At 28.4% G+C, this 23,909-nt stretch carries 24 protein-coding genes; 17 read left to right on the forward strand and 7 right to left on the reverse strand.

All coding sequences use genetic code 11. The annotated features are described in order from the left end of the window. From ABJG40_RS04510 to ABJG40_RS04520, 3 genes are all read left to right on the forward strand, one after another. The coding region (locus tag ABJG40_RS04510; RefSeq protein ID WP_348023377.1) for an energy transducer TonB at positions 1 to 418 on the forward strand (418 nt) is incomplete at its 5' end. A 3-nt stretch (positions 419 to 421) separates the two neighbouring features. Beyond that, positions 422 to 2,167 (forward strand): M14 family metallopeptidase, encoded by a 1,746-nt coding sequence (locus tag ABJG40_RS04515; RefSeq protein ID WP_348023378.1) that lies wholly within the window; start codon positions 422 to 424, stop codon positions 2,165 to 2,167. An 11-nt stretch (positions 2,168 to 2,178) separates the two neighbouring features. After that, positions 2,179 to 2,694 carry a pyridoxamine 5'-phosphate oxidase family protein gene (locus ABJG40_RS04520; protein ID WP_348023379.1) on the forward strand — a complete coding sequence of 172 codons (516 nt, stop codon included), beginning with the start codon at positions 2,179 to 2,181 and terminating at the stop codon, positions 2,692 to 2,694. Between the two features lie 69 nt (positions 2,695 to 2,763). Here ABJG40_RS04520 and ABJG40_RS04525 read toward each other — a convergent pair whose 3' ends face one another. The 3 genes from ABJG40_RS04525 to ABJG40_RS04535 all read right to left on the reverse strand — a co-directional run bounded on the left by ABJG40_RS04525 (position 2,764) and on the right by ABJG40_RS04535 (position 6,501). After that, positions 2,764 to 3,831, reverse strand: a complete 1,068-nt coding sequence (locus ABJG40_RS04525; RefSeq protein WP_348023380.1) for a T9SS type A sorting domain-containing protein — start codon at positions 3,829 to 3,831, stop codon at positions 2,764 to 2,766. A 130-nt stretch (positions 3,832 to 3,961) separates the two neighbouring features. Beyond that, the gene (locus tag ABJG40_RS04530; protein WP_348023381.1) at positions 3,962 to 5,854 is read right to left on the reverse strand and encodes a SulP family inorganic anion transporter; all 1,893 of its coding nucleotides are present in this window, start codon (positions 5,852 to 5,854) and stop codon (positions 3,962 to 3,964) included. Positions 5,855 to 5,904: 50 nt separating this feature from the next. Beyond that, positions 5,905 to 6,501, reverse strand: coding sequence for an NUDIX domain-containing protein (locus ABJG40_RS04535; RefSeq protein ID WP_348023382.1), 597 nt, complete (start codon positions 6,499 to 6,501; stop codon positions 5,905 to 5,907). Positions 6,502 to 6,508: 7 nt separating this feature from the next. Between ABJG40_RS04535 and pyrE the strand changes: the two genes are divergently transcribed. Together pyrE and ABJG40_RS04545 are read left to right on the forward strand one after the other, a co-directional pair. Further along, the gene (gene pyrE / locus ABJG40_RS04540) at positions 6,509 to 7,150 is read left to right on the forward strand and encodes an orotate phosphoribosyltransferase (protein WP_348023383.1); all 642 of its coding nucleotides are present in this window, start codon (positions 6,509 to 6,511) and stop codon (positions 7,148 to 7,150) included. A 9-nt stretch (positions 7,151 to 7,159) separates the two neighbouring features. Next, entirely contained in the window at positions 7,160 to 7,549 is a 390-nt protein-coding gene (locus tag ABJG40_RS04545) for an SRPBCC family protein (RefSeq protein WP_348023384.1), read from the forward strand. On the opposite strand, the gene ABJG40_RS04550 is transcribed toward ABJG40_RS04545, so the two are convergent. Then, entirely contained in the window at positions 7,546 to 8,277 is a 732-nt protein-coding gene (locus tag ABJG40_RS04550) for a biotin--[acetyl-CoA-carboxylase] ligase (RefSeq protein ID WP_348023385.1), read from the reverse strand. The genes ABJG40_RS04545 and ABJG40_RS04550 overlap by 4 nt on opposite strands. Before the next feature lie 86 nt (positions 8,278 to 8,363). Between ABJG40_RS04550 and rsfS the strand changes: the two genes are divergently transcribed. The 10 genes from rsfS to ABJG40_RS04600 all read left to right on the forward strand — a co-directional run bounded on the left by rsfS (position 8,364) and on the right by ABJG40_RS04600 (position 18,334). After that, the gene (gene rsfS, locus ABJG40_RS04555) at positions 8,364 to 8,732 is read left to right on the forward strand and encodes a ribosome silencing factor (RefSeq protein ID WP_348023386.1); all 369 of its coding nucleotides are present in this window, start codon (positions 8,364 to 8,366) and stop codon (positions 8,730 to 8,732) included. A gap of 20 nt (positions 8,733 to 8,752) precedes the next feature. Further along, positions 8,753 to 10,747 (forward strand): ATP-dependent zinc metalloprotease FtsH, encoded by a 1,995-nt coding sequence (ftsH, locus tag ABJG40_RS04560; RefSeq protein ID WP_348023387.1) that lies wholly within the window; start codon positions 8,753 to 8,755, stop codon positions 10,745 to 10,747. 17 nt (positions 10,748 to 10,764) lie between these two features. Beyond that, on the forward strand, positions 10,765 to 11,349 hold the full coding sequence (locus ABJG40_RS04565; RefSeq protein WP_348023388.1) for an LUD domain-containing protein: 585 nt from the start codon (positions 10,765 to 10,767) through the stop codon (positions 11,347 to 11,349). A gap of 1 nt (position 11,350) precedes the next feature. Beyond that, positions 11,351 to 12,145, forward strand: coding sequence for a phosphatidate cytidylyltransferase (locus ABJG40_RS04570; protein ID WP_348023389.1), 795 nt, complete (start codon positions 11,351 to 11,353; stop codon positions 12,143 to 12,145). 2 nt (positions 12,146 to 12,147) lie between these two features. Then, positions 12,148 to 12,804: a phosphatidylserine decarboxylase family protein gene (locus ABJG40_RS04575; protein WP_348023390.1), complete on the forward strand. Its 657-nt coding sequence runs from the start codon at positions 12,148 to 12,150 to the stop codon at positions 12,802 to 12,804. A 5-nt stretch (positions 12,805 to 12,809) separates the two neighbouring features. Then, on the forward strand, positions 12,810 to 13,076 hold the full coding sequence (locus tag ABJG40_RS04580; protein WP_348023391.1) for an acyl-CoA-binding protein: 267 nt from the start codon (positions 12,810 to 12,812) through the stop codon (positions 13,074 to 13,076). Between the two features lie 4 nt (positions 13,077 to 13,080). Further along, positions 13,081 to 13,704, forward strand: a complete 624-nt coding sequence (locus ABJG40_RS04585) for a YceI family protein (protein ID WP_348023392.1) — start codon at positions 13,081 to 13,083, stop codon at positions 13,702 to 13,704. 148 nt (positions 13,705 to 13,852) lie between these two features. Then, the gene (locus ABJG40_RS04590; protein ID WP_348023393.1) at positions 13,853 to 17,623 is read left to right on the forward strand and encodes a T9SS type A sorting domain-containing protein; all 3,771 of its coding nucleotides are present in this window, start codon (positions 13,853 to 13,855) and stop codon (positions 17,621 to 17,623) included. A 17-nt stretch (positions 17,624 to 17,640) separates the two neighbouring features. After that, a complete protein-coding gene (locus ABJG40_RS04595) occupies positions 17,641 to 17,811 on the forward strand; it encodes a hypothetical protein (RefSeq protein WP_348023394.1) in 171 nt (56 codons plus the stop codon). Positions 17,812 to 17,884: 73 nt separating this feature from the next. Next, positions 17,885 to 18,334, forward strand: a complete 450-nt coding sequence (locus tag ABJG40_RS04600; protein ID WP_348023395.1) for a hypothetical protein — start codon at positions 17,885 to 17,887, stop codon at positions 18,332 to 18,334. 3 nt (positions 18,335 to 18,337) lie between these two features. Here ABJG40_RS04600 and ABJG40_RS04605 read toward each other — a convergent pair whose 3' ends face one another. Then, entirely contained in the window at positions 18,338 to 19,219 is an 882-nt protein-coding gene (locus tag ABJG40_RS04605) for a TIGR01777 family oxidoreductase (protein ID WP_348023396.1), read from the reverse strand. Positions 19,220 to 19,344: 125 nt separating this feature from the next. Here ABJG40_RS04605 and ABJG40_RS04610 point away from each other — a divergent pair, with 125 nt between their 5' ends. Next, positions 19,345 to 20,469 (forward strand): VWA domain-containing protein, encoded by a 1,125-nt coding sequence (locus ABJG40_RS04610; RefSeq protein ID WP_348023397.1) that lies wholly within the window; start codon positions 19,345 to 19,347, stop codon positions 20,467 to 20,469. 59 nt (positions 20,470 to 20,528) lie between these two features. Then, positions 20,529 to 21,995 (forward strand): magnesium chelatase, encoded by a 1,467-nt coding sequence (locus ABJG40_RS04615; RefSeq protein WP_348023398.1) that lies wholly within the window; start codon positions 20,529 to 20,531, stop codon positions 21,993 to 21,995. A 10-nt stretch (positions 21,996 to 22,005) separates the two neighbouring features. Here ABJG40_RS04615 and ABJG40_RS04620 read toward each other — a convergent pair whose 3' ends face one another. After that, positions 22,006 to 22,581, reverse strand: a complete 576-nt coding sequence (locus ABJG40_RS04620) for a YdeI/OmpD-associated family protein (RefSeq protein WP_348023399.1) — start codon at positions 22,579 to 22,581, stop codon at positions 22,006 to 22,008. After that, positions 22,581 to 23,906 carry a M28 family metallopeptidase gene (locus ABJG40_RS04625; RefSeq protein WP_348023400.1) on the reverse strand — a complete coding sequence of 442 codons (1,326 nt, stop codon included), beginning with the start codon at positions 23,904 to 23,906 and terminating at the stop codon, positions 22,581 to 22,583. Before ABJG40_RS04625 ends, ABJG40_RS04620 begins: the two co-directional genes overlap by 1 nt. Positions 23,907 to 23,909: the final 3 nt, after the last annotated feature.

Raw genomic sequence — 23,909 nt, forward strand, 5'->3', positions numbered from 1 at the left:
GGGGTATAAAAATGGTGTATGGACAGCTTTTAAAGGTAAAATTAAAAAATATGAAGAAACTTATAAAAAAGGAAGTTTATCTAAAGGGACAGGTTGGAATGATGCTGGAGAAAGTTTTTCTTACAAAGAAATAAAAACAGATGCATATTATAAGAACAGAGAAAATGGTGGTGTAAGAAAATATGTTGGTAAAAAATTTAATTCAAATACTGCTGGTGTAGCAGGAGAAATATTTGTTAATTTTTTGGTTACAAAAGAAGGTTTAGTAAAAGAGGTAAACATAATTAGAGGTTTAACGGTAGATTATAATACAGAAGTTAAAAAAATACTTTCTGAAATGAAAGGCTGGACACCAGCTAAAATTAGAGGTGAAGCTTATAACTCTACCTACTCATTAAACTTACGTTTTACAGAATAATTTATGAAGATTTTTGCTCTATTAGTTACATTTTTAGTTTTAGTTTCTTGTAATAAAGACACAGAAAAAGAAAAAGATTTTACAACCCTTTTCGAAAAAACAAAAGGAAAAGAAACCCCAAAATACAATGAGGTAATTTCTTTTTATGAAAATTTAGCAGAAGAATTTTCTGGTGTTTCTCTCTTTTCTTTCGGGCAAACAGATATCGGAGAACCATTACATTTGGTTGTTTACAGTCAGAAAGAAATTTATAATGTTTCAGAAATAAAAGAATCACCCAAAAATAGAATTCTAATTAATAACGGAATTCATCCAGGAGAATCTGATGGTATAGACGCTTCTATGATGTTGCTTAGAGATATTGTACAAAACGATTCTTTAAAAGAAAAATATAAAAATTCAATTATTTGTATAATTCCTGTTTATAATATTGGTGGTTCATTAAATAGAAATTCGCATTCAAGAGCCAATCAAAACGGCCCTTTAGAATATGGTTTTAGAGGTAATGCTAGAAATTACGATTTAAATAGAGATTTTATAAAACAAGACACAAAAAATGCTGCTGCGTTTGCAGAGATTTTTCATACTGTAAATCCAGATATATTTATAGATAATCATGTTAGTAATGGTGCAGATTATCAATATGCAATTACCCATTTATTTACTCAGCATAATAAATTAGGAGGAAATTTAGGTGCTTTTTTAGAAGCAGAAATGCGTCCAGGTTTAGAGAAATCATTGCAAGAAAAAAAGATAGATATTACACCATATGTTAATGTTTGGGGCACAACCCCAGAGGCAGGTTTTTCTCAGTTTTTTGATTCTCCAAGATATTCTACGGGTTATACAACATTGTTTCATACATTAGGTTTAATGGTAGAAACACATATGTTAAAACCTTATAAATTAAGAGTTGAACAAACGTATGAATTATTGTTTTCTGCATTAGATTTTACAGAAGTTAATTCAGAAAAGATTAAAGAGTTAAGAACAAAATCTTTAGCAGAAGTTTTGTCTAAAGAAACATATCCAATTGCTTTTAAGATTGATAGAGAAAATTCTACAGAGTTACAGTTTAAAGGTTTTGAAGGAACCTATATAGATAGTAAAGTTACCACAGGAAAACGCTTGTTTTACGATACCTCTAAGCCATATACAAAACCAGTAAAGTATTACAATAATTTTGTTGCTACAAAATCAGTAACAATACCAAAAGCATATATATTACAACAAGGTTGGCATAAAGTTATAGAGCGTTTAAAAAATAATAAAATTGCATTTACTCGTTTTAAAAAAGACACCATTATTTCTGTTGAGGTAAATCATATTGATGATTTTGAAACAAGAAAAGAGGCTTATGAGGGGCATTATTTACACTATAATACTTCTATTGAAAAATCAAAAAAAGAAATTCTATTTAAAAAAGGAGATATTTATATTTCTACAAACCAAAATGGTGTTCGTTATTTATTAGAAACTTTAGAAGCAGAAGCTACAGATTCATTTTTTAATTGGAATTTTTTCGATACTATTTTACAACAAAAAGAAGGGTATTCTTCATATGTTTTTGAAGATATAGCAGAAGACTTTTTAACGCAAAACCCTTTGATAAAAAAAGAATTTGAAGAGAAATTAAAAACAGATATTAAGTTTGCAGAAAACCCTAGGATACAACTAAATTTTATTTATAAAAAGTCTCCTTATTACGAATCTGCTCATTTGCGTTTGCCAATTTTTAAACTGTTCTAATTCTTCTTAAGTTGAAATATTTTATATATTTATTAGGTCTATTATTACTATTTAGTTGTAACTCTCCTGCTATAGTCAAAAAAGACATAAAAGAAGTTGCAAAAGAAGTTATGATAAAAGCCAAAAACTGTGCTTTAATAACTGTAGATTCTTTAGGACTTGCTTATGCAAGAACTATGGACCCTTTTTTACCAGAAGAAGATTTTACTGTTTGGATGGGAACAAATTCTAAAAGTTTTAAATTACAACAAATTAAAAATAATAAAAAAGTTTCTTTATATTACTTAGATAAAGAAACAGGAAGCTATGTTACTTTACAAGGGATTGCAAATATTGTAAATACTAAAAACGAAAAAGAAAAGTTTTGGAAAAAAGAATGGAAAAATTTTTATAAGAACAAGACAACAGATTATATTCTTATAAAGTTTACACCAAATTTTGCAAACGTAATTAGTGAGAAATATTCTATTCTAGGCGATTCTATCACTTGGAAAACTCCAGTAATAAAGTTTAAAGGTGATAATTAAAACATTTTTATTCAGTTATATATGAGTTTTTTGTAAGTCTAAAGTGTAGATGTAAATTGATGTTTGTTTTTAATTTATAATTACGGTATTTCTACTTACAATTTTTTTATCTTGTTTAAGAACAAAGAAATAAGATCCTGTTTTTAAATTTGAGACATCTATTTTGTTTTTTCGAATAGTAAGTTTCTTATCAATTAATTTCCCTAAAACATTATAAATGTATATTGTGTTAAAGTGTTCTAATGATTCTTGATTAAAAATAATTGTTTCTCTAACAGGGTTTGGACTGATTTGTATATTATTGTTTGTTTTTTTTGAATCTATAATTGATAAAGAGGTAACTTCTTCGATGCTAAAATCTGCAAATAAAACTTCTTCATCTCTTAAATCTGCAACATTAATAAGGCTTCTGTAAATGCCCCATTTTGGTCTTACAAACTCAGCCCCATTTTGCCAATTATCTATATTACTATTTTCATATTCAAAAAGAAGAGTTTTAGTATCAATTCGTTCAATTTTTAATGAATAGTTAGAATTAGTTCCATAAGTTATGTCTTCAGTTATTTCAACCCAATGCCCTTTTATTAAAGACAAATTTATTTTTTTAAGTGTTTCTTGATCGTTTGTACTAGTTTGCCTTAATTCTAGTTTATCTGGAGTACCTTTTCTAGCAGTTAAAGTGTACATGGGTATAGAAGAGTAATTACCACCTACAGATTTTAACTGATGTAAATGTGTGAAATTTGGAGAAGCTTGAAAAGAAACATCAATTTTCATTTTCCATTTATAAATAACTCTTTCACCTTGAATACCAAGTAAATTATTGGGGCTTTTATCATAAGCTTTTATTTCATTACGTTGTCTATCAAATTTAATGCATCTGTCATTATCATTACTTGTATGTATATAAAATCGAAATACATTTTTATTCAAATCGTTATCAAATAATTCATCAATATGTCTTCCAAAACTAGTATGGTTACAGTCAGGTACTTCAACTACATTGTAATTTGGAGCTAAAACTGAATTTATTAATTCGTAGGTGTTTCCTTCACCATCAGCAGTAAGTGTTACTTGGGCTTTAAGATGAAAAATAGATAGAATTGATAAGAAATAAAATAGAATTAAATGTTTCATATAATTTACATTAAACTGGTTAACCAATTTTAAAAGCATTAAAAGTAATAAATAAATATCTAATGTTTTAATTTTATGATTAATTTAAAATAAAAAAAAAATCCTGTTTATACAGGATTTTCTAATTTTATTAAAATTTATATTCGCTTAATGGCTTTGGAAAATCTTCTGGGTTAGCAGCTAGATGATAACGAGGATCATCAATATCTTCTTCAATAATATCAGTAAATATAGAACTAGATTTATGTAATAATAATTTACAATCTTCACTCAAATGTTTTAGAGTAATTTTTTTACCTGCTGCTTGGTATTTTTCTACTAAAGCAAAAATTGCTTCTATAGCAGAATGATCTGAAATACGCGCTTCAACAAAATCTATTTCTACTTTTTCTGGATCATTTTTAATGTCAAACTTTCCATTAAATTCAGTAATACTTCCAAAGAAAAGAGGTCCCCAGATTTCATAAATTTTTGTTCCATCAGTTTTAAAACGTTTTCTTGCTCTAATTTTTTTTGCGCTTGTCCAAGCAAAAGACAATGCAGAAATAATAACACCAACAAATACAGCTATTGCCAAATCAAATAAAACAGTAACTGCAGAAACTATTATTAAAACAAAAGCATCAGAAACAGGTATTTTCTTTAAAATTCTAAAACTAGACCAAGCAAAAGTTTCTATTACCATCATAAACATTACTCCAACTAAAGCAGCAATAGGTACTTGTTCTATATATTTATCAGCAAATAAAATAAAAGTTAAGAGAGTTAGTGCCATCATAACTCCAGAAAGACGACCTCTACCACCTGCATTAATATTAATTACAGTTTGTCCAATCATACCACAACCACCAGTGCCACCAAATATTCCACTTACAATATTTCCAGCACCTTGTGCAACACATTCTTTATTTCCATTACCTCTAGAATCAGTTAATTCATCAACTAAATTCATTGTCATTAAAGTTTCAATTAAACCTACAGAAGCAGCTAAAAAAGCATAAGGAGCAATAAATTTTAGTGTATCTAAATTAAAAGGAAGGTTGCTCCATAATTCTAAAACGTTTAGTTTTTTTGAAATCTCATCAATACCATTTAAGCCAGCACCACCACCATCTCTAATGAAATCACCAACGTTAATAGATTGTATTCCTCCAAAAATTGAAATTAAAGTAACAATTAAAATAGCAGTTAATGCAGCAGGAATTTTGGTTGTTATTTTTGGTAATCCCCATACAATAAGCATTGTTAAAAGTACTAACCCAACCATTATATATAGTGTTTTTCCTTGCATAGTAGATTTTACAACACCACTATCTTTTACAGAATAAAATCCTTTTTCTGAAGCATTAAAAACAACTTTTTTTGTTTTAGCATCAAATACTTGTCCTTCAGAAATTTTAAAAATTTCTTTATTTGTTGCATTATTTTTAACTGAATTTCCATCAATAGTAAACAGAACAGTGTTAGAAACTAAATCTTTAACTTGGTTGTTAGAGACATTGTAAACAAGTTCTTTAGATACAGTTTTACGCATATTTTGCCCTAAGAAGTCTTTTTTATTCTCTTTAAACATACCTAGTTGCGCCATAAAAATAACAATTGCTAATCCGTTTACAAATCCCATCATTACAGGATGTGGAATTAAACGCACAAATTTCCCCAACTTAAAAACCCCAGCAAGAACTTGTATAATACCCATTAATACTACAGCTGCTAATAAATAAAAATACCCCATATTTTCTACAGGAGTATCAAATAAGAGCCCTTTTGCATGTCCTTCTTGTATCATGTGAACAAAAATAACTGCAACTGCACCTGCAGCACCAGAGATTAAACCAGGTCTACCTCCAAAAATTGCTGAAATTATTCCAACAACAAATGCACCAAATAAAGCTACAATTGGGCTAATTTGTGCAACAAAAGCAAAAGCAACAACTTCTGGTATCATTGCTAAAGAAACAGTTATTCCTGCAAGAACATCGTCTTTTGCATTCGGTATTATTTTTCTAATAAAATCAGTCATATTTTTGGTGAATTTTAAAGTCGGCAAAGATAGGTTGTTTTTTTAAAAAACTATCCTTCTTTGAAAGTATAGTAAACTAATTTAATGTTTTCATATGTGTTTTTTAGAGCTATTTCTGTTTTAACACTGTTTTTAAAGGTTACTTGTGTAATTCCTTCTTCAAGTTGTGGTGTTAACTCTTTGTTGAAATCTGATGTCATTAGAAACCAGTGGGTTTGTTTAAGTTTAACTCCATTTTGGTTATAAATATGATAAGTGGTAACTAAAGGTTTTACTATTTTTAAATTATAAATACCACATTCTTCTTCTACTTCTCTTATTGCAGCGGATTCTATAGTTTCTTTTTTTTCAATCCAACCTTTTGGTAGATCCCAAACCCCATTTCTGTAAATAAATAAAATTTCTTTTTTATTATTTAAGACTAATCCTCCTGCAGCAAGAATAACTTCCATATTAGAAATAAAAGATTTCCAATCATTCTTTAAGTCTTTAGAGTACAGAATTATACCTTTAATGTCTTTAATTTTAGCTTTTTTAAGAACATCTTTAAAAAGAATACTTTTAAATTTGAAAAAAAGGTAATTATTTTTATTTTCTGAACAAGAAGTTATAATAATTGGAGTATCATTTACAAAAACTTTATACATTTGCATTATGAATTTAAACAAAGATACGGCAAAAAAAACAGCTGAACTTTTATTGCAAATTAAAGCAATAAAATTAAGCCCTAGTGAACCATTTAATTGGGCATCAGGTTGGAAATCTCCAATATATTGCGACAATAGAATTACGTTATCTTATCCACCAGTTCGTGTTTTTTTAAAAGAAGAAATTGCAAAAATTGTTGAATTAGAATACGGTAAACCAGATGTTATTGCTGGTGTTGCCACAGGCGCAATTGCTATTGGGGTTTTAGTAGCTCAAGAATTAGGTGTTCCTTTTATTTATGTTAGGCCAGAGCCAAAAAAACATGGTAGAAAGAATCAAATTGAGGGGCATTTAGAAAGTGGACAAAATGTTGTGGTAATTGAAGATTTAATTAGTACAGGAAATAGTAGTTTAAATGCAGTAGAGGCTTTAAAAGAGGTAGGAGCTGTTGTAAAAGGTATGGTTGCTATTTTTTCTTACGGATTTAATGTTGCTGACAAAAATTTTGATGACAAAGGAGTACGTTTAACTACTTTAAGTAATTATGAAAACTTATTAGAGCAAGCTTTAGAAAGTAATTATGTTACCCAAAAAGAGTTAAAAACTTTAAATGATTGGAGAGAAAATCCAAGTAAGTGGAAACAATAAAACAAAAAAATGAATATAAAAGGAAATACAGTTACCATTAAAAAATCTGCGGAAGAAGTTTTTGCTTTTTTTACAGAATTGAAGAATTTTAAAGAAATAATGCCAAATAATATTCAGAAATTTGAAGTAGATGGAGATTCTTTTATTTTTGGATTACCAGGAATGCCCGAAATTAGATTGGTTTTAAAAGAAAAAACTGAATTTTCTAACATTACCTTAGGTGCTGCAAGTAGTAAGTTGCCTTTTACTTTATCTGCAGATATTAATGAAATTTCTGAAAATAGTACTGAAGTTAAATTAGAATTTAACGGTGATTTTAATCCAATGATGTCTATGATGATAAAAAAGCCATTGTCAAAATTTGTAGATACACTCTCAGAAAATATAGGAAATCTCTAAAGAAAAGAAATTTCTTTAATTCCAAATTCTTTAATAGTATCATCTTGTAATTGAATTTGTAATTTCCCGTTATTAGAAATTCCAGATATTAAACCCATAAAAATTTCACTCTTACTGTTTTTAAACATTGTAGGAGTGTTTTTTTTGTACAAAACCTCTAAATATTTTTTATCTAAAACCTCAAACATATTTGATTCTAAAAAATCGATATTGTTTTTAATTTCAATTATAATTTCATTTAAAAGTTCATCTAAATTATAATTTACAGCAGTTTCTAATTTTAAAGAAGTAACGTTTTTAAGTAAATCAGGAAATATTTCTTGATTTACATTTAAACCAATTCCTATAATAGAATTCTTAATTTTATCTCCTGTAAAAGTATTTTCTATTAAAATACCACAAATTTTCTTGTTTGCTGACATAATGTCGTTAGGCCATTTAATAGAAAGTTTTGTTATTTTTTTTTTAAATAATACATTATAAATAGATAAAGAAGTTGCAAAATTTAAATATTTACTGTTTGTAATTTTAAAGTTTTTAAACTCTATAAATAGGCTAAAAGTAAGGTTTTTAAAGGGTTTAGAGACCCATTTGCTTTCATGTTGGCCTCTGCCTTTTGTTTGTTTTTGTGTAACAATAACAGTGTAATTTTCTAGCGTAGAATTATGTGACAAATCCTTTAAAAAAGAATTTGTAGAATCGGTGGCACTAAGTTTGATTATTTTCAAGTGTTAAATAAAGTGTAATCTACCGTAATATTACATAAAATACTCGCAAAAAAATAATAACTTTGCGATAAATTAGAAAAAAGTTAATGACAAAAACACAAGTAAGTACAGACGAATTAATTGCTGTTATTATAAAAGGGATTGATGAGATTAAAGGAGAAGACATACAGTTATTAGACTTACGAGAAATAGAAAACACTGTTTGCGATTATTTTATAATCTGTTCAGGAAATTCAAATACACATGTAAATGCAATTTCTGGTTCTATTCAAAAAATAGTAAGTAAAGAAATTAAAGATAAGCCTTGGCATATAGAAGGTCAGACAAATTCTGAATGGATATTAATGGATTATGTAAACGTAGTGGTTCATATATTTCAAAAACAAGTTCGAGATTTTTATGATATAGAAAGTCTTTGGGGTGATGCAAAAATTACAGAAATAAATCCAGTATAATTTTTTTATTTTTTAAATAAATGAGTGATTCAAAAAAAGATAGTAATTCAAATATGCCAAAATTTAAATTTAATGCGTATTGGATTTATGGTGCAATATTTATTTTAATAGTAGCTATTCAGATTTTTAGTAGTGGAGATTTAGCTACAAAAAGTATTTCAAAAAATGAGTTTAATGAGATCTTAAAAGAAAACGATATCTCAAAAATTGTTGTAGTTAATAACAATTTAGCTCAAATTTATATTAAAGAAGAAGCTCAAAAGAAAGAGCGTTATAGAAAGACGATTAATTCTACTTTTTATACAAAAGGAGCTTCTTTATATGAATACAATTTTGGAGATTTACAAAATTTTGAAAATAATATTGAAAAAGTTAGGCAATCAAATGATTTAGATTTCGATCTTAAGAACGAGAATGTAACAAGTATTTTCGATACAATTTTAGGCTTTTTACCTTTTATCATTTTAATAGCAGTTTGGTTATTTTTTATGCGTAGAATGTCTGGGGGAGGAGCTGGAGCTGGTGGTGGAGGTCAAATATTTAGTATTGGTAAATCTAAAGCAAAATTATTTGATAAAGATACTAAGGTAAAAACTACTTTCGAAAACGTTGCAGGATTAGAAGGAGCAAAAGAAGAAGTACAAGAAATTGTAGATTTCTTAAAAAGTCCAGAGAAATATACATCACTTGGTGGTAAAATACCTAAAGGTGCTTTATTAGTTGGGCCTCCAGGAACAGGTAAAACTTTATTGGCAAAAGCTGTAGCCGGTGAAGCAGATGTTCCTTTCTTTTCATTGTCAGGTTCAGATTTTGTAGAAATGTTTGTTGGTGTTGGTGCATCTAGAGTTAGAGATTTGTTTAAACAAGCACAACAAAAATCACCTTCTATTATTTTTATTGATGAGATTGATGCGATTGGTAGAGCACGTGGTAAAAACAGCATGACTGGTGGAAACGATGAACGTGAAAATACGTTGAATCAACTTTTAACAGAAATGGATGGTTTTGGTACAGATACAAACGTAATTGTTTTAGCTGCAACCAATAGAGCAGACGTTTTAGATAGCGCATTAATGCGTGCAGGACGTTTTGATAGACAGATTTATGTAGATTTACCTAATATAAACGAAAGAAAAGAAATTTTTGAAGTTCATATTAAAGCTTTAAAATTAGCAGAAGATGTTAAGATAGATTTCTTAGCACAACAAACACCAGGTTTTTCTGGTGCAGATATTGCAAATATGTGTAATGAGTCTGCATTAATTGCTGCCAGAAACGGTAAAAAAGCAATTCATCATCAAGATTTCTTAGATGCTGTAGATAGAATAGTAGGTGGTTTAGAAAAGAAAAATAAAGTAATTACACCAAAAGAGAAAAAAGTTATTGCTTTTCATGAAGCAGGTCATGCAACAATTAGTTGGATGTTAGAACATGCAGCACCTCTTGTAAAAGTTACAATTGTACCTAGAGGACAGTCTTTAGGAGCAGCTTGGTATTTACCAGCAGAAAGAATGATTGTTCAAACTGAACAAATGTTAGACGAAATGTGTGCTACAATGGGAGGTAGAGCAGCAGAAAAAGTAATGTTTAATAAAATATCTACAGGAGCATTAAGCGATTTAGAAAAAGTAACTAAACAAGCTAGGGCTATGGTTACTGTATATGGTTTAAATGAAGAAGTAGGTAATATTACATACTATGACTCTTCAGGTAATGATGGTTTTGTAAAACCTTATAGTGAAGAAACAGGAAAGAAAATTGATAAAGAAATTTCTAAAATAATAGAATCTCAATATGTAAGAGCTATTGATTTATTAGAAGAACATAAAGATAAATTAACCACTCTTGCAGAATTATTATTAGAAAAAGAGGTGATTTTTAAAGATGATTTAGAGAAAATCTTTGGTAAAAGACCTTTTGAAGAGGCGCTTGAAGTTGATTTAGTGAAAAAAGAAAAAATAATTGAAGAAAAAGAGAAAAATATTCCTCCAGTAGAAAAAAGTACTGAAGAATAATTAAAATCTTTAATTAAATGAATTTTTTTAAAAAGTTATTCAATATTCCTAATCAAGAAGAAAAGGAAATTAAAAAACAAGAAGTAGATCTTTCTTTAGATGATTTGTTTGTACATAATTTTGTTGAAAAAGGAGGTAAGTTTCTTTACTGTTTAAAAAAAACAGAAGTCATTGATAACTTAAAAAGTATTTTAAAAGAAAATAATTGGAATAAGTTAACCGTGTTAGAAAAAGGTTTGTATCCGTTTTTAGATGAAACTGAAGTTACAATAAATCAAAACTTTAATTCAGATTTACCGGTTTTTATTAATTGTGAGCATTTGATTGCAGATAATGGAGATATTTTATTTTCTTCAAATCAATTGAAAAGTATTAAGCTCTCTGCAATGTCTCAGAATTTTATTGTTTACGCAACTACTAGCCAGTTAGTTAAAGATGTGGGGCAGGGTTTAACCGGTATTAAAATTCATCATAAAGAAAATTTACCTACAAATATATCCGCTATAAAAAATTATAATATTGATAAAAATGATGATAATTTCTTAAACTACGGAAACAGTAATTCAAAAAACTTATATTTGCTGCTATTAGAAGATTTATAATATGAGTAACCTTTTAAGAAGGAGTTTTTCAGGCATTATTTACGTTTTAATTTTTATATCTGCTATTCTTTTCTCAAAAGAGTCATATATAATTTTAACAACTTTATTTGGATTGATATGTGTTTGGGAGTTTTCAAAACTTATAGATTTTAAAAGTTTAATAGGTTATATTTTGTTTGGTTTAACATTATTTTTGTTGTTAAAAAGACCAGATAGTTTTGAAATTGTTGGAATTTTAGGAATAACTATAATTTCATCTTTATTTCTTATGTATGCTTTGTTTACTAAAAAAGAAATTACTTTTTCTAGTGATAGAGCTAAATCAGGTTTGTTAATAAGGTACATTATATTCTCTATGATTTTCTTAGTACTCTTACCCATTCAGGGTAATGAATACAACCCTAATTTAATAATTGCAATTTTAATTTTAATTTGGGTGAATGATAGTTTTGCTTTTTTAGTTGGTAAAAACTTTGGTAAGACAAAATTATTTGTATCAGTTTCTCCCAAAAAAACAATTGAAGGCTTTATAGGTGGTTTATTATTTGCATTTGTAGCATCTTTTATAATTAGTAAATTTAATAATGATTTTACACTTATTAATTGGCTAATTATTGCTTTTATTGTTAGTGTTATTGGTACTATAGGAGATTTAGTAGAATCTAAATTTAAAAGACAAGCTAATATAAAAGATAGCGGTACTATTATGCCAGGTCATGGAGGGATGTTAGATAGATTAGATAGTCTGCTATTTGCAGCACCATTTGTATATTTGTATATTAATTTTATAATTTAAGTATGATTCGTTTTCACAAAGAAGGATATAAAATAATTACTATTGCTTTAATTTTATCTGTAGCAGGTATATTGTTAGTAGAAAAATTCATAGATATACCTTGGTTGGTTAAAACAATTCAAATTGTAATTCTAGCTTTTCTAATTATTATTTTACAGTTTTTTAGAAATCCAAAAAGAGTTGCACCTTTAAATGATAATGTTTTAGTTGCACCTGTAGATGGTAAAGTTGTAGTTATAGAAGAAGTAGAAGAACCAGAATATTTTAAAGGAAAAAGATTACAAGTTTCAATCTTTATGTCTCCTATAAATGTACATGTTACAAGATATGCAATGAGTGGTACTATAAAATATAGTAAATATCATCCTGGTAAATATTTAGTTGCATGGCACCCTAAAGCTTCTACAGATAATGAAAGAACTTCTGTAGTTATTAATAATAAAACTTTTGGAGATGTTTTATACAGACAAATTGCAGGAGCATTAGCTAAGAGAATTGTAAACTACGCAAAAGAAGGAGATAAAGTTGTGCAAGGTACAGATGCAGGTTTTATTAAATTTGGATCTAGAGTAGATTTATATCTTCCGTTAGAAACAAAATTAAACATATCTATAGGAGATGTAGTAAAAGGAGGTATCCAGGTAATTGCAGAAAAATAATATTTATGGAAACTGAATTAGACATAAAGTTTAATGAAGCTTTTGATAAAATTTCTAAATTAAGAAAAGCCATAGCTCCAGATATTATGCTAAAATTTTATGCATATAATAAGCAAGCAAATTTTGGTAATAAGTTTTCATTTCATAACGGACAAGATGTTAGAAGTGCTTTTAAGTTTAATGCATGGATGCAGTTGAATGGAATGTCATCAGAAGAAGCAAAAAAAGAATATATTACATTAGCAGAATCAGTTTTAAATAAAAAAAAATAATATCATGAAAAAAGTAATTATTTTAATATTAGTAGTAGCTTTTAATTTTTCATCTTGTAAAACAGAAAAAAAACCAGATTATAGTAAAGAAAATACTGAAGATGTAAAAAGAATAGTTTCTGCATTTTCAGTAGAAAAAGCAAAAAATGAAATTAATTTTACAGCATATAAAACAACAGATAAAATACCAGTTGGAGGTCAATTTAAAAAAGTAAATATTATCTCTGGAGGAGAAGGAAATACAATTAGAGAAGCTATAAATAATACTGAATTCTCAATACCTGTAAAAAGTATTTTTACTAAAGATACAAGTAGAGATTTTAAGATTAAGAAATACTTTTTTGGAGTTATGTCTGATACGAAGTTATTGTCTGGTAAATTAATTATAGAAAATGATTCTATTGGTTATACCAATATTAAAATGAATAGTGTTACAGAAAAAGTTCCATTTAATTATACTATACAAGGAAACGTATTCTCTATGAATGCCACTATGGATATCTCAAATTGGGATGCTATTAAGGCTTTAAATTCTCTTAATTTAATTTGTAAAGACCTGCATAAAGGTGCAGACGGGGTTTCAAAAACTTGGAGAGAAGTTGCTCTTAATATTAAAACTACTTTTTAGATATTTATTTATTTATTTATTTATTTATTTATTTATTTTTATTAATTTGTAAAAAAAAATATATATATTTGGATATATTTATAATTAATTAACCCCTAAAAATTAATAATTAAGTATTAAATAAATACTTTTTTGCCCCCCTAAGCAAATGACTAAAAAATTTTCCCCTAAATTTTTAAGACATTCGATTGTCTTAATATTCACATTTATTATTTTTCAAACCTTTTCGCAAAATGTAGATATTACTTTAACGGTAGATTGGAACCAATGGTCTAGAGAAAATAAAGTAGAATTGTATTCTCCAGAAAATACGTTGCTTTATACAATTCAACACCCTAATGGTTACACAGGTGGCTCATCTTCAGATGTGTATGATGCTATTTTACCAAGTACTGCTTTAAGTTTACCCATTGATGATAATATTCCAGCAAATTCTGGTTACTATGTTATTCTTTATGACAGCTGGGGTGATGGATGGAATAGTAATGGAAATTTATCAATTACAATAGATGGAGTCGTTTCTTATACTTTTAACGGAACATTTTCTACAAGTGCTTCTAATTCTGAAATAACACAACAAGAGTATTTTGCAGTAAATCAAGCAGTAGTGGTTGACGATGCTTCTTTTAGTTATTCTAAATCGGGTTATTGTCAAGTAGAATCAGATCCAACACCTACAATAACTGGTGAAACTGGTGGTACTTTTTCTTCTACATCAGGATTAGTTTTAAACTCTTCTTCTGGTCAAGTAGACGTTTCAGCTTCAGCTTTAGGAAGTTATGTAATTACTTATACAACATCTAATCCAAATCAAAATAGTTCAACTTTTAATATTACTTTATCAGATGGAGATGTTGCTACTTTTGAATATACAACATCAACTGCTACACAATCTAATTCAGATTTATCACCTACAACAACAGGCGTAACAGGAAGTTATAGTTCTACAAGCGGATTATCTATAAATCCATCAACTGGTGTTATAGATGTTTCAGCATCAACTGTTGGTGTGTATATGGTTTCTTATACAACAACTGGTAGTTGCCCAAAAGTATATTCAGATCAAATAGAAATTTTAGGAGCTTTTCCAGGAGTACCTCAATATTATAATTCAAGTAAAAAATACATAGAATATATTCCAGGTACAATGCCAGTTATTATATCTGCTCCACATGGTGGTACATTAACAGGTAGTGAATTGTCAACTAGAAGTTGTGGTACTGGTGAGATGGATGACAATACAGATATTCTAATCAGAGAGATTCAAAAGAAATGTTATGAACAATTTGGAGTATATCCATACATCATAATAAATAACTTAAGAAGAAATAAATTAGACCCTAATAGAAATGAGAGTGTGGCTACTTGTGATAATTCTTCTGCAAAGCCTTATTTTGATGCATACCATGGGTTTATAGATAATGCAAGTATAGATATTTCATCAAAGTTTGGTAAAGGATTATATATAGATTTACACGGCCAAAGTCATTCTATTCCAAGGATTGAAGCAGGTTATAATTTAAGTAGTAGTTCTTATGATGAAGATTTTAATAATACAGGAACAAATGTTGATGAATTGGCTAGAGTAACAATTAAAAATTTAATAAATAATAATCTTCAAAATTTAACTTTCGAAGACTTAATTAGAGGGGCACAAAGTTTTGGAGGATTAATGCAAACCACAGGAGGTACAGAATACGCTGCATTAGGACATGCAGGTTGTAGCAGAAGCGTGGGGTATAGAACCGTTCCGAGTCATGTGAAAACAGGCTCGGATCAAGGTTCTTGTGATGATACAAATCCTGGAGGTAATTCTTATTTTGCAGGTGATTATTATAGTAATATTAGACATGGTTCTGGTAGTACTATCAACCCAAATTCTGTTGTTGGAGGTGGTGGTTCTGTATATGGAGGTGGAGGTACTATAGATGGTATTATGACAGAAGTAAATAGAAGAGTAAGAGATCTTGGATCTGCATATTCTTCAGATTATGGAAGATCTGATACTAAAGATGCAACCATTCCTTATTTTTCTAGAGATTACGCTCAAGTGATAGAAGATTTTATTCAGAAACATTATAACAACTTTTCTAATTTTTTATATGATACGAATACTTATTCTATTTATGGCTTAGATCCCACACCTACAATTACAGGAATATCTGGAGGAACTTTTTCTAGTACTACTGGTTTATCCATAAATAGCTCTACAGGAAAAATAGATGTTTCTAACTCAAATACAGGTACATATACAATAACTTATGTCGGAGCAAATGTAGGTGATTATTATAAAAAAGAATTTTCGATAACTATAAATACTAATGTAGTAACAAATACTTTTACAGCATCAAATGGAGTATGGTCTTCCACAAATAATTGGAGCTTAAGTAGATTACCTAATGCAAACGATAATGTGTCAATCCCTTCAGGTAAAATAGCAAACTTAGATTTAAGTAATATTTCTGTTATTGATGTTTCTGTAGAAGGAACTTTAAATATTAATTCAGGTAAATCAATAACTATTACAGGAAATTTAACAACAACAGGTACTACCAATGTAATTTCTAATGCCACTAGCAGTGGTTCTATTATTGTTGATGGAACTTCTACAGGTAATATTACTTATGATAGATATATTAAAGATAATTCTAATTGGTATTTAGTTTCTAGTCCATTAGAAAATCAAGATATTGATACTTTTGCATCTGCTAGTTCTTTAGCTATTTCAGGAAGTAAAAGAGGTTTAAGTACTTATAATAATGTCTCTAAAACTTGGGATTATTATCTTAACGGAGCTACTAATTCTGGTGATTTTGAACTAGGTAAAGGTTATTCTATTAGATTATCTTCTGCAGGAGTTGTTTCATTTACAGGTAACTTAAAAACTAATAATGTTAGTAAAACTGTTACAGTTGGATCTAATGGTTGGAATTTAATTGGAAATACTTATGCATCTTTTATCAGTGTAAATAATTCTGCAAATGCTACAAATAATATATTAGATTTAACTTCAAATTTTTCAATTTTAGAATCAGGTTTTAAAGCTATTTATTACTGGGACACAGTGTCTAAAACCTATAAACCAATAAATAATGCTTCTGATGCTAAGTTTTTAGCTCCAGGGCAAGGTTATTTTGTAAAGGTAAATACAACAGGAAATATTACTATAAATAAAAACATGCAAAGTCATCAATCTGGAGATTTGTTTTTAAAGAGTAGTACAGATAGATTCGAAATTAAACTTAAAATTAATAACGGATTATCAGAAAAAAATACAGAAATCAAATATATAAAAGGAACCACAACTGGTTTAGATGAAGGTTATGATGCGGGTTTATTTAATGCAAATAGTAGCTCATTAGCATTGTATACGCATTTGGTGTCTGCTAAAGATGAAACCAAGTATGCTTTACAAGCATTGCCAAATAATAATTTTAATTCAATGGTTGTTCCAGTAGGTTTAACAGCTAGTATAGACTCTGAAATTACCTTTAAGGGGGAGTTAAAAAATATTCCTAAAGGAATTAATGTTTATTTAGAAGATAAAAAAAATGGAGTTTTTACAAGAATTGACGATGATAATTCTTTTTATAAAACAGTATTAGAAGATAATATAAATGGTGTAGGTCGTTTTTATATACATACAACATCAGAAACTTTATCAACAAATGATTTAGAAATTATTAAACCTCAGTTAAAAATTTATAAAACTAATAATACTACTTTAAGAATATTAAGTATAGATAATAATGATACAGTTTTTAAATTAATAACAGTTTCTGGTAAAGTAATTTTTACTACCAAATTAATAAATAATTCTAAGCAAGACATTTTATTACCTAAGTTAAGTGCTGGAGTTTATTTTGCACAAATAATATCACAATCAGAAAATATAAGTAAAAAAATAATTTTAGAGTAACCCTAACTTTAATAAAAATGAATAGTAAAGATCATCAAGAAATTTCAAGAAAAGAAGCCATAAAAAAAATTGGAAACTATGGTAAATATGCAGCTTTAACAGCTTTAGGAACTTATTTAATTTTAAATCCTCAAAAAGCACAAGCAGCATCTGCATCTATTGAAGAACCTGGAACAGGATTCTTCTAAAAGTAAATTAGTTTTTTAAAGAACAAAATTTAATCCCTAAACATAAATTTATTAACCCCTAAACTTTAACAAAATGAAAAATTTTACAAACAAATTATTATTAGCAGTAGTTTTATTATTTGCAGTTTATTTAAATGCACAAGACTACTTAATGACATTAAACCCTACAGCTTTAAATTTTATAGATAAAGACGCAAAAGAATTTAAAGGAGAACCTTTGGTAAGTAATAAAACCTTTACGTACATGTATGATGGAGGTGAAGTAGAAGTTGTATTTAAAGGAAATGAACATTATGAATTTCATAACAATAAACAACATTTTATAAAATCTAAGTTATTTTGGGTTTCTGAAGATTTAGTTTATGTAACTATTGAAGACTTTACAATTCCTAATTTTCCATTTGATAGAGGAACAAAAATGAAAATAGAAATAACAAAAGTAGAAAAAGATTATGTTTATTATAAATCGACTCTTGGAGGAAGAACTTGGCTGGGGAAAATGAAGGAGAGTAGCTTAGAATAATCTTTATTTTAAGTTACTCATAGCCTTCTGGAGCTTTGAAAATCGGAAAGAATACCTCTTATTCTTTTCGATTTTTTTTGTTGAAATTCTACTTCCTTCAAGCAATAAAATTGCCATTTCTCCAAAAACAATTTTTAATATAAAACTAGGGATTCCAACTCCCAAAAAAGGTCTTTTTATACTTTTTGCTAAAGTTCTTGAAAATGATTTACTAGTTTGATAATCTGGTGCCACAGCATTAAAAACACCAACTAAACGATCTTCAATTGCTTTTAAATACATTGTGCAAAGATCATCAATATGTATCCATGAAATATATTGTTTTCCAGATCCTAAAGGAGAAACTATAGGTGTTTTCATTTTATCTAAAGCGCCTCCGCTTTTAGCTAAAACAATACCAGTTCTTAAAATTGTTACCGGAATATTTTTTGTTGAAAATTGATGTGCAGCTTGTTCCCATTTTTGGCAAACTTCTCCTAAAAAATCATTTCCAGCTTTAGCTGTTTCTTCAAAAATTTTATCAGAAGTTATACTCCCATAATAACCAATACCAGAAGCAGAAATAAAACCTTTTAAATCAACTTTTAATTCGTCTGTTTTTTCAAATAGAAAATTGGCGGTTTTAACTCTACTATCAATAATTAATTGTTTTCTTTTGTCAGTCCAACGTTTATCTGAAATTCCAGCACCAGCCAAATGAACAATGTAGTCAATGTCTTTAAGTGCTTTTTCATCAATATAATTTAATGAAGCATCCCATTTAAATTCATTTTCATTTTTTGGATTTCTACTTAAAATTACAACTTCGTGATTTTTATTTATTAACATTTTTGTTAACCTTTTTCCCACTAAGCCTGTACCTCCAGTAATTAAAACTTTTGCCATAATGTAAATATAAATGTTTTTTTGTTTAATGTTTTTTACTTTTCATAAAACAAATTTATGTTAAGATATAATAAACTAATGTTAATCCTTTTTAAAGAGTTACTTAAAACCGTATTTTTATAGTGATGAAAAACAATAAAAAAAGAAAAGGTTTTGTTTTTAAAACTTATGAAGCAGAAAATCAATCTCCCTTTGATAAATTATTTGAGATATTCAAAGAATTAATTACACATACTTCTGGAGATTTTGATGAAGCCATAGATTGGTTACGTTCTTTAGATAAAGAATATAAATTAACGGATGAAAATTATACAATTGATGATTTTATTGAAGACTTAAAAAAGAAAGGATACATTAAAGAAGAAATTAAAGGAGATGGAACTGGTGAAACAAAAATTACTCCCAAAACAGAACGTGCAATTCGTCAGCAAGCGTTGAATCATATTTTTGGTAAGGTAAAAAGAAGTGGAGCAGGAAATCATAAAAGCAAATCTCCAGGAATTGGTGATGAACATACAGGTGATTTTAGAAATTATGAATTTGGAGATTCATTAGACAAAGTCTCTATGACAGAGAGTATTAGAAATGCTCAAGTTAATAACGGAATAGATAATTTTAACCTCACTGAAAATGATTTAGTTGTAGAAGAAACATTACATAAAAGCCAAATGAGCACTGTGTTAATGATTGATATTAGTCACTCTATGATTTTGTATGGAGAAGATAGAATTACACCTGCCAAAAAAGTTGCCATGGCTTTGGCAGAATTAATTACAACTCGTTATCCAAAAGATACTTTAGATATTATTGTTTTTGGTAATGATGCTTGGTCTATAAAAATTAAAGATTTACCCTATTTACAAGTAGGCCCTTATCATACTAATACAGTTGCAGGTTTGCAATTAGCAATGGATTTATTAAGAAGAAAAAGAAATACAAATAAACAAATATTTATGATTACTGATGGTAAACCAAGTTGTTTACGTTTATCAGATGGACAGTATTATAAAAACAGCAATGGTTTAGATAAATACATAGTAAATAAATGTTACGCAATGGCCCAACAAGCCAGAAAATTACACATACCCATAACCACTTTTATGATTGCTCAAGACCCATATTTAATGCAGTTTGTAAGAGCATTTACACAAGCAAATCAAGGAAAAGCATTTTATACCGGATTGAAAGGTTTGGGAGAAATGATTTTTGAAGATTACGAAACAAATAGAAAAAAAAGAATTAAAGGTTAAAAATTAGTGACAAAGTTGCAAAGTAAAAAGTTGCAAAGTTTTTATTTGATATATAAAATATGAGATTAAAAAATATAAAAACATTAGGAGGATTAAAGAAATCAGGATATCAATCAAAATCTATTAAAGATGAATTGAGGGAAAACTTAATCAGTAAAATGATGAGTAAAGAAACTGTTTTTAAAGGAATTCATGGATATGAAAGTACCGTAATTCCAGAGTTAGAACGTGCAATTTTAAGCAAACACAATATTAATTTATTGGGTTTAAGAGGACAAGCAAAAACGCGTTTAGCAAGATTAATGGTGAATTTGTTAGATGAATATATACCTGTTGTAGAAGGTTCTGAAATAAATGATGATCCATTACATCCTATATCAAGATTTGCAATAGAATCGATTAAAGAAAAAGGAGATGAAACTCCGATTTTTTGGTTGCATAGAAGTGAGCGTTTTGCAGAGAAATTAGCAACGCCAGATGTAACAGTTGCAGATATTATTGGTGATGTAGATCCTATAAAAGCAGCCAATTTAAAATTAAGTTATGCAGATGATAGAGTAATTCATTATGGTATGATTCCAAGAGCAAACAGGTGCATTTTTGTAATCAATGAATTGCCAGATTTACAAGCCAGAATTCAAGTTGCTTTGTTTAATATTTTACAAGAAGGAGATATTCAAATTAGAGGATTTAAATTACGTTTGCCTTTAGATATGCAATTTGTGTTTACTGCAAATCCAGAAGATTATACAAATAGAGGAAGCATTGTTACGCCTTTAAAAGATAGAATTGGTTCTCAGATTTTAACACATTATCCAGAAGATATAGAAACTGCAAAAAAGATAACACAACAAGAATCAAATAAAGTAAGTTCTCAAAAAGAATTTATTCAAGTGCCAGAACTGGCAAAAGATTTGTTAGAACAAATTGTTTTTGAAGCAAGAGAAAGTGAATATATTGATGCTAAAAGTGGAGTTAGTGCCCGTTTAAGTATTACAGCATTTGAAAACTTATTAAGCACAGCAGAAAGAAGAGCTTTGCTTTCTGGAGATGAAAAAACCATGATTCGTTTAAGTGATTTTGATGGAATAATACCTGCAATTACAGGGAAGGTAGAATTGGTTTATGAAGGTGAGCAAGAAGGAGCTCAAGTAGTTGCAGAAAACTTAATTAAAAACGCAATTAAAACATTGTTTCCTACATATTTTCTTGAAATAAAAAAGTTACAAAAACAAGAAGCAGAAACTCCTTATGATGCAATTATTTCTTGGTTTTTTAATACGGATGAAGATTTTGAACTGTTAGATGAATATACAGAAGAACACTATAAATTAGAACTGAATAAAGTAAAGCCTTTAGATGATTTTCTAAAAAAATATCAACCAAATATGAATATGGCAGATGTATATTTTGTAAAAGAATTTATACTTTGGGGACTGGTAGAATTTAAAAAATTAAGTAAATATAGATTTGCAGAAGGTACGCAGTTTAAAGATCCTTATGGAAATTTTATAAGTGGATTGTAATATTTTATAATTACCTATTTCCACGATTTTTAATATTTTCATTACAAAGCCGAATTATTTCTATAATTCGGTTTTGTCTTGTGGTTTCTCTTTTTGCTTGTTGTAACCAATACAAATAATTCTTTTTATAACTAGGAGCAAAGTTTTTAAAGTTCGTAAAAGCTGTTGTATTGGCATCAAATTCTATTTGTAAATCTTCAGGAATTATTCCTTTTTCAACAGCGTCTAAAGCAGTCCAAGAACCGTTTTTCTTTCCTAGTTTAATAATTTCTAAACCACTTTTATGCATTAAATTATTTGCAGACAATTCTTTAATATATTTTTTATTTAAAGCACTCCAAATACTTTTGGTATTTCGTTTACAGAAGTATTGCCTTCGTTTGCCGTTTCCTAAACTTTTTACAGTAGAATCTATCCAACCAAAACATAAGGCTACTTTTACAGCTTCTTCCCAACGCATGGATTCTTCTGTGTTTTCTACTTTATAAAATATAAGATAAACACCATTTGAATTGATATGATTTTCAGACAACCAAGTTCGCCATTCAACATCATTTTTAAAATACAATTCTGGTTTTTCAGACATTATCTCCAAATTTTATTTGGAAAAACAACAACGCTTTCATGGCCGTTTTTCCCAACTGCAGCAACTCCAAAGAAGAAATTATCAATAACAATTCCTTCTAAAGTAAATTCTGTAGTTTCTACATATCTAGAATGATCCCAAGTTGGTGAAGTTGTATCTCTCCAATAAATTTTATAACCTTTTGCTCCAGTTACTTTATTCCATTTTAGCTTTACAGATGCTTTTACAATTCCACCAATAGAAACTTCAGTTGGACTTGGTGGAGCCCAAGCTAAACTTGCCATTGTAATTGCATTTACAGATGTTAGTTTTTTAGCATAACCAAAGTTTACATGCTCAAAAGTATCACCATATTTTATGCCGTTTTCTGTTCTAATATCTTGGTGTTGTTGTGTGTAATTTTCATGAGCTTCCATAATTCTAATTCCTGGAAAACCTAAATCGTTAAAAGGTCTGTGATGTCCTCCACGTCCAAATCTATCTAATCTATAAATCATCATTGGATTCATTTCTGGCATATATTTTTTTGTTATTTTATGGGTGTATCTAGCTAATTGACGCGAAATCCCATCTACTTCACCTCCATAAAAACGACGCATTTTTCTTTGTTTTTCTGTTTCATTAGCGGGTACAGGTTCAGAAAAAATTCTAAAAGAACGATTATCAATAACACCATCAACACCAGTAATATTTCCAATCATATCATTATTTAAAACACCAATAATTTCCCAACCTTTTTCTTTGGCAAATTTTGCCAATCCTGCTCCACCAAATAAACCTTGTTCTTCACCAGAAAGCCCAACATAAATAATACTATTTTCAAATTTATATTTACTTAAAACTCTTGCAGCTTCTATTGTTCCTGCCATACCAGAAGCATTGTCATTTGCACCTGGAGCATCTGTTGTAAAATCCATAGTATCACTTGCACGAGAATCAATATCTCCACTCATAATAACATATTTATTTGGGTATTTTGTTCCTTTTTGAATTGCCACAACATTTACTACCCAAGCATCATGAGGTACTCTTCTATTTCCTTTTTTAGTAACAAAATCTTTTTGATAAAAGGTGTTTATACAATTATCGCAATTTTTAGAAATGTTATCAAATTCAGACTTTATCCAGCGTCTAGCTGCACCAATTCCTCGAGTATTAGAAATAGTATCAGAAAATGTGTTTCTTGTACCAAATTCAGTTAATGTTTTTATATCAGATTTAATTCTATCTGCAGAAACATCATTTATAATATCATAAATTTTAGAATCTGTTTGTGCTGTTATTGATATAGTTACCAATAAAAATAATAATGTAATTTTTTTCATGAG

It is taken from the genome of Polaribacter sp. (assembly GCF_039939415.1).
GTDB lineage: Bacteria > Bacteroidota > Bacteroidia > Flavobacteriales > Flavobacteriaceae > Polaribacter.

Excerpts from the sequence above, each read along its gene's own strand:
- ABJG40_RS04515 (WP_348023378.1), top strand. The coding sequence starts at position 422 with ATGAAGATTTTTGCTCTATTAGTTACATTTTTAGTTTTAGTTTCTTGT.
- ABJG40_RS04525 (WP_348023380.1), bottom strand. The coding sequence starts at position 3,831 with ATGAAACATTTAATTCTATTTTATTTCTTATCAATTCTATCTATTTTT.
- ABJG40_RS04530 (WP_348023381.1), bottom strand. The coding sequence starts at position 5,854 with ATGACTGATTTTATTAGAAAAATAATACCGAATGCAAAAGACGATGTT.
- ABJG40_RS04535 (WP_348023382.1), bottom strand. The coding sequence starts at position 6,501 with ATGTATAAAGTTTTTGTAAATGATACTCCAATTATTATAACTTCTTGT.
- pyrE (WP_348023383.1), top strand. The coding sequence starts at position 6,509 with ATGAATTTAAACAAAGATACGGCAAAAAAAACAGCTGAACTTTTATTG.
- ABJG40_RS04545 (WP_348023384.1), top strand. The coding sequence starts at position 7,160 with ATGAATATAAAAGGAAATACAGTTACCATTAAAAAATCTGCGGAAGAA.
- rsfS (WP_348023386.1), top strand. The coding sequence starts at position 8,364 with ATGACAAAAACACAAGTAAGTACAGACGAATTAATTGCTGTTATTATA.
- ftsH (WP_348023387.1), top strand. The coding sequence starts at position 8,753 with ATGAGTGATTCAAAAAAAGATAGTAATTCAAATATGCCAAAATTTAAA.
- ABJG40_RS04565 (WP_348023388.1), top strand. The coding sequence starts at position 10,765 with ATGAATTTTTTTAAAAAGTTATTCAATATTCCTAATCAAGAAGAAAAG.
- ABJG40_RS04570 (WP_348023389.1), top strand. The coding sequence starts at position 11,351 with ATGAGTAACCTTTTAAGAAGGAGTTTTTCAGGCATTATTTACGTTTTA.
- ABJG40_RS04575 (WP_348023390.1), top strand. The coding sequence starts at position 12,148 with ATGATTCGTTTTCACAAAGAAGGATATAAAATAATTACTATTGCTTTA.
- ABJG40_RS04580 (WP_348023391.1), top strand. The coding sequence starts at position 12,810 with ATGGAAACTGAATTAGACATAAAGTTTAATGAAGCTTTTGATAAAATT.
- ABJG40_RS04585 (WP_348023392.1), top strand. The coding sequence starts at position 13,081 with ATGAAAAAAGTAATTATTTTAATATTAGTAGTAGCTTTTAATTTTTCA.
- ABJG40_RS04590 (WP_348023393.1), top strand. The coding sequence starts at position 13,853 with ATGACTAAAAAATTTTCCCCTAAATTTTTAAGACATTCGATTGTCTTA.
- ABJG40_RS04595 (WP_348023394.1), top strand. The coding sequence starts at position 17,641 with ATGAATAGTAAAGATCATCAAGAAATTTCAAGAAAAGAAGCCATAAAA.
- ABJG40_RS04600 (WP_348023395.1), top strand. The coding sequence starts at position 17,885 with ATGAAAAATTTTACAAACAAATTATTATTAGCAGTAGTTTTATTATTT.
- ABJG40_RS04605 (WP_348023396.1), bottom strand. The coding sequence starts at position 19,219 with ATGGCAAAAGTTTTAATTACTGGAGGTACAGGCTTAGTGGGAAAAAGG.
- ABJG40_RS04610 (WP_348023397.1), top strand. The coding sequence starts at position 19,345 with ATGAAAAACAATAAAAAAAGAAAAGGTTTTGTTTTTAAAACTTATGAA.
- ABJG40_RS04615 (WP_348023398.1), top strand. The coding sequence starts at position 20,529 with ATGAGATTAAAAAATATAAAAACATTAGGAGGATTAAAGAAATCAGGA.
- ABJG40_RS04620 (WP_348023399.1), bottom strand. The coding sequence starts at position 22,581 with ATGTCTGAAAAACCAGAATTGTATTTTAAAAATGATGTTGAATGGCGA.
- ABJG40_RS04625 (WP_348023400.1), bottom strand. The coding sequence starts at position 23,906 with ATGAAAAAAATTACATTATTATTTTTATTGGTAACTATATCAATAACA.